2 protein-coding genes are annotated in these 1,511 nt (G+C 72.9%); one reads left to right on the top strand and one right to left on the bottom strand.

What is annotated here, in order from left to right:
- Positions 1 to 68: 68 nt before the first annotated feature.
- A complete protein-coding gene (locus tag G6018_RS12970) occupies positions 69 to 911 on the bottom strand; it encodes an ABC transporter ATP-binding protein (RefSeq protein ID WP_179525543.1) in 843 nt (280 codons plus the stop codon).
- Positions 912 to 1,064: 153 nt separating this feature from the next.
- Here G6018_RS12970 and G6018_RS12965 point away from each other — a divergent pair.
- A partial coding sequence (locus G6018_RS12965) for a maltotransferase domain-containing protein (protein WP_182639822.1) occupies positions 1,065 to 1,511 on the top strand: 447 nt, incomplete at its 3' end.

Genomic DNA, 1,511 nt, shown 5'->3' with positions numbered 1-1,511 from the left:
CGCCACCGTGGCGGCCTCACGGACGGGGACGGGCCCGGCCGGGGTCGCCACGGGGTCGACTGTGCGGTTCACGGCCGCCGGTGTCGGCCGGACCGACGCGCCCGGCGCGCGAAGAACCGCCCGTCGATCGAGTCGACGACGATCGACTGCGCGAACGCGGTGCTGAGGTTCTCCGAGGTGATCACGTCGTCGATCAGGCCGGTGGCCGTGACCCCTCCCTCCGCGAGGAGCATCGCGTGGGTGAAACCCGGGGGTATCTCCTCCACGTGGTGGGTCACCAGGACGGTGGCGGGCGCGTCGGGGTCGAGGGCCATGTCCGCCAGACGGGCGACCAGATCCTCCCGGCCCCCCAGGTCCAGCCCCGCCCCCGGCTCGTCGAGCAGGAGCAGCTCCGGGTCGGTCATCATCGCGCGGGCGATCAGCACCCGCTTGCGCTCACCCTCCGAGAGGGTCCCCCAGGTCCGGTCGGCCAGGTGCTCTCCGCCGATCATCTCCAGCGTGTCCGCCGCGCGGTCGAAGTCGGCCTGGTCGTACGCCTCCCGCCACCGGCCCAGCACGGCGTACCCGGCGGAGACCACCAGGTCCTTGACCACCTCGTCGCCGGGGATCCGGCCGGCCACCGCGGCGGACGACAGGCCCACCCGGCTGCGGAGCTCGGTGACCTCGGTGCGACCCAGTTGCTCCCCCAGGATCACCGCCGAACCGGTGCTCGGGTACTCGAGCGCCGAGGCGATCCGGAGCAGCGAGGTCTTGCCCGCACCGTTGGGGCCCAGGACGACCCACCGCTCGTCCAACTCGACCTGCCAGGTGACGGGGCCCACCAGCGTCCGCCCGTCCCTCCGGAGCGAGACGTCTGTCAGGTCCAGGACGAGGTCGGGATCGGTCTCGATAGGCGTTCTCACGGACCCCATCTAACCCCCTATCCGGTGGCCGGGTGGCGAGGAACACGGCTCGTGCGCGTGAACACCGGCGCGACGCCCCTCCCCGATCGACGCCCGCTTCGATAGCGTCGTGTGCGTAGAGGCGTCCGCACCCCGGAGCCCGCAGCCGAGAGGAGCACCGACGTGAACGACCGTCTGGCCATCGACGAGGTCCGCCCCCTGGTCTCCTGCGGGAGGTTCCCCGCCAAGTCGGTCGTGGGTGAGGTGGTGCCGATCTCGGCGACCGTGTGGCGGGAGGGCCACGACGCGCTGTCGGCGAGCCTGGTGGTCCGCCGTCCCGGTGGGGCCTCCTCCCGGACGACCATGTCCCCCGGGGCGGAGGCGGACACCGTCCACGCGCTGCTCACCACCGACGCCCCCGGGATGTGGTCGTTCCGTGTCGAGGCCTGGTCGGATCCGTTCGCCACGTGGAACAGCGGCATCGTCAAGAAGATGGACGCAGGCCAGGGCGCCGACGTCCTGGGCAACGAGTTCGAGGTGGGCGCCCGGGTCCTGGACGCCGGCGCCGCACAGGCGACCGCGTCGGGTGACCCCGACCGGGCCGCGCTGCTGACGGATGCGGCCACCGCG

It is taken from the genome of Dietzia sp. DQ11-44, from assembly GCF_014145205.1.
Taxonomy (GTDB): domain Bacteria; phylum Actinomycetota; class Actinomycetes; order Mycobacteriales; family Mycobacteriaceae; genus Dietzia; species Dietzia natronolimnaea.
Note: the sequence above shows the minus strand (reverse complement) of the source record. Positions and strands in the feature narration are given on the sequence as shown.

What these genes read in the sequence shown, in the direction of transcription:
- G6018_RS12970 (WP_179525543.1), bottom strand. Translation starts at nt 911, where the DNA reads ATGGGGTCCGTGAGAACGCCTATCGAGACCGATCCCGACCTCGTCCTG.